The organism is Corynebacterium macginleyi (assembly GCF_003688935.1).
Lineage (GTDB): Bacteria > Actinomycetota > Actinomycetes > Mycobacteriales > Mycobacteriaceae > Corynebacterium > Corynebacterium macginleyi.
In genome coordinates, this window is record NZ_REGE01000041.1 from 1 (window position 1) to 3,008 (window position 3,008).

At 51.9% G+C, this 3,008-nt stretch carries 2 protein-coding genes and 2 pseudogenes; all 4 read left to right on the forward strand.

Annotated elements, in window-relative coordinates:
- The first annotated feature begins 152 nt into the window (after nt 1–152).
- Nucleotides 153–495 (forward strand): annotated as a pseudogene (locus tag D9V82_RS12850) (transposase).
- On the forward strand, nt 492–869 hold the full coding sequence (locus D9V82_RS11815; protein WP_121912527.1) for an IS3 family transposase: 378 nt from the start codon (nt 492–494) through the stop codon (nt 867–869). The pseudogene D9V82_RS12850 and the gene D9V82_RS11815 overlap by 4 nt, the downstream one beginning before the upstream one ends.
- On the forward strand, nt 835–1,332 hold the full coding sequence (locus D9V82_RS13220) for a DDE-type integrase/transposase/recombinase (protein WP_425267149.1): 498 nt from the start codon (nt 835–837) through the stop codon (nt 1,330–1,332). The genes D9V82_RS11815 and D9V82_RS13220 overlap by 35 nt, the downstream gene beginning before the upstream one ends.
- Nucleotides 1,275–2,456: pseudogene (locus D9V82_RS11825) on the forward strand (IS3 family transposase); the annotation flags it as partial. The gene D9V82_RS13220 and the pseudogene D9V82_RS11825, both read left to right, overlap by 58 nt.
- Between the last annotated feature and the right edge of the window lie 552 nt (nt 2,457–3,008).

The window sequence follows — 3,008 nt, forward strand, 5'->3', positions numbered from 1 at the left end:
GATGGCAAGTCCAATTTCCGCGGTACGACAGATGGTGTCAGCGACGAGGTTTCCAGTAGGCTTCACAGTACGGGTCCCTGGTAGGTGTAGATGGTTGTGTTGGAACTTTCATCTTCATACCAGTAACTGAAGTGTCCCAGGTTTTGTTCCGTTTGAGTAGATGGGAAAATCTGGAATATGCCAAGAAAATTTGACCAAGATGCGAAGGACCGTGTGGTCCGTCTCGTGGAAGACCGCATCTTGGCGGAAAACATGTCAATGCAGGCCGCGTGCCAGGCAGTAGCTCCAAAGTTGGGGGTTTCATGGCACACAGCTCGTCAATGGACCCAGCAGGCTCGTCGTGCGGGAAACATCCCAAAGTCTGTTCCTGAAGATGTGGCCGCGGAAAACGCCAGGCTACGCCTTGAAAATCACCAGCTTCGAGATACCAACGAGTTGTTGAAGGCTGCCTCGGCTTTTTTCGCGTCGGAACTCGACCCCAAACGTCGGAAATGATCCGGTTCATCGATAAATACCGGAATCATTTCTCTGTCGAGTTCATCTGTAAGACGTTGAAGAATAACCGGGCTGGTGGGTTCATCACCTCGCGTGGGTATCGCCAGTCCAAAGCCCGAGGGTTAAGTGCTCGTCGCCTTCGTGATGCTGTTCTAGTTGAACGCATTGGTGCTGTTCACCGGGATAATTATGGTGTCTTAGGTGTGCGGGAAATGTGGCATGCTCTTCGCCGTGAAGGAATCGATATCGGGCGTGAACAAACCGCCCGCTTAATGCGCCTGGCTGGTGTTTCTGGCAAAGGCAAAGGCGGATCACCAATCACAACGCGTACACCTCAACGTGCCGGATCTGCGCCCGGATTTGGTCGAGCGTGAGTTCAAAGCCCAAGGCCCGAACAAGCTGTGGGTGGCCGACATTACCTACGTGCGTACGAAGAAAGGCTTTGTGTACACCGCGTTTGTCACCGACGTTTACTCCCGACGGATCATCGGATGGGCATTATCGGACTCGATGCGCACTTCAGGCATTACCGCTGCAAGCACTCAACTAAGCGACCCAAGACCGCGAGGGAAACAACAGGTCTTATTCACCATTCGGATCACGGCTTATAGTACGTCAGCGTTGTCTACAACCAGCGACTTGCCCAGCACGGGATCACTGCTTCCACCGGAACTGTCGGCGACTCCTACGACGGACCTGACCCCCATTCGGTGGACACCTGATATCCAACCCAGTCGAGCTGGGAAGAAAGGTAATCTACCACCATGTCCAGGTACTGAGAACAGTTCAAACGCGACGGTGTGGCCCTCTATGAAAACAATGAGGACCTCTCGCTGAACTCAGCATCAGCCGAGCTCGGAATCAACCGAGCCTCGCTACATTCATGGGTCAAAAAGTACGGCACCGGCAAACGTGCCCGCATAAAAGCAGTGCATGATAAAGCCCAAGCGGCGAATGATTCTGCGCGAATCCGACAGCTGGAAAAGGAAGTCTCTAAGCTGCGCGAAGAACGCGACATCCTGCGTAAGGCCGCGAAGTATTTTGCTTAAAGCAACTCACAGGGAGTTCTGCTTCCAGTTTGTCTATGACCACCGAACCGAGTACTCGGCTTATACGGATGTGCCACGTGTTGAAGCTGAATCGTTCCTCGTTTTATAAATGGGTGAGCACCCGTAAAAAGCGCAGGTTAAAGATGTATTCCGACGGTCTTATTGGTGCAAGAATCAAGACCATCTTCGATGATGAGCACGGGCTTTACGGTGCTAAACGCATCGCGGCAAGCCTCAAGGAAGACCTGGTGTATACCCCGGTCAATCACAAGAAAGTTGCACGAATCATGAAAACCATGGGACTTCAAGGCTTTAGCAAACGGCGCCGATGCATCACTACCAGGCGTAAGCCTGGTCACCGCGTCATGCCAGATCTAGTAGGCCGCAAGTTCACAGCTAATGAGCCAAATCGTGTTTATGTTGGCGACATCACCTACCTGCCCTGTAAGGGAGGCAAGAACATGTATTTGGCCACAGTCATTGACACTTCATTCGCGGAAACTTGCAGGTTATGCATTCGCAGACCACATGCGGGTCTCACTGGTCATCGATGCCCTAGCCCACGCACACGGTGTGCGCGGCAGTCTTGACGGGGCTATTTTCCATTCTGATCACGGTAGCGTGTACACCTCACAAGCGTTCAGAAACTACTGCTCGTCGTTGGGTGTGCGCCAGTCCATGGGAGCGGTGGGAACTAGTGCCGATAATGCCCTGGCAGAATCCTTTAACGCCACCTTAAAACGTGAAGTGCTACGTGATCGGAAAGTCTTTGACAACCCAATTAGCTGTCGCCAAGAGGTCTTCCGGTGGTGCATGCGCTATAACACCCGCAGGCGCCACTCCTGGTGCAATCTCGTAGCGCCTGATGTCTTTGAAACCAAGACTTCGGCTATACTGACCACAGCAGCATAGCTAGCCCCCGATGTGTCCACTTTTCGGGGGTCGGGCCCATGGTTTTAAAAACGAAAAGTGTCGCTGTGGACGGAACATGCACGTACACTCATATCTGTTCAAGTACTGAGGCAATGCATGGGCTATAATAGGCTCGGCTTGTTGAGGATGGCCACTAGGCTAGGGTCGTTGATTTCAGGAAAGGTAAAGAGATGGGAAAACAACGAAATAAAGCACAAACTTACTTTTTTATCGCTGTGGTTTGTACTTTACTGTTTCTCTTGTCGGTAACTGTCGTAGGCAACGCCGCACTGAATTGGATTTTCGGCATCGCTGCCTTATCGGGGTATTTTATGAGTGTGCTTCAAATGATTGTCGAAGGTCGGAGTGCGTAGTGGGGTGAAGTAGAACACGACGGGTTCAGCGGGTCACCACAACATATAGGGGTTACTGGTATGAAGATGAAAGTTCCAACACAACCATCTACACCTACCAGGGACCCGTACTGTGAAGCCTACTGGAAACCTCGTCGCTGACACCATCTGTCGTACCGCGGAAATTGGACTTGCCATC

What these genes read in the sequence shown, in the direction of transcription:
- D9V82_RS11815 (WP_121912527.1), top strand. Translation starts at nt 492, where the DNA reads ATGATCCGGTTCATCGATAAATACCGGAATCATTTCTCTGTCGAGTTC.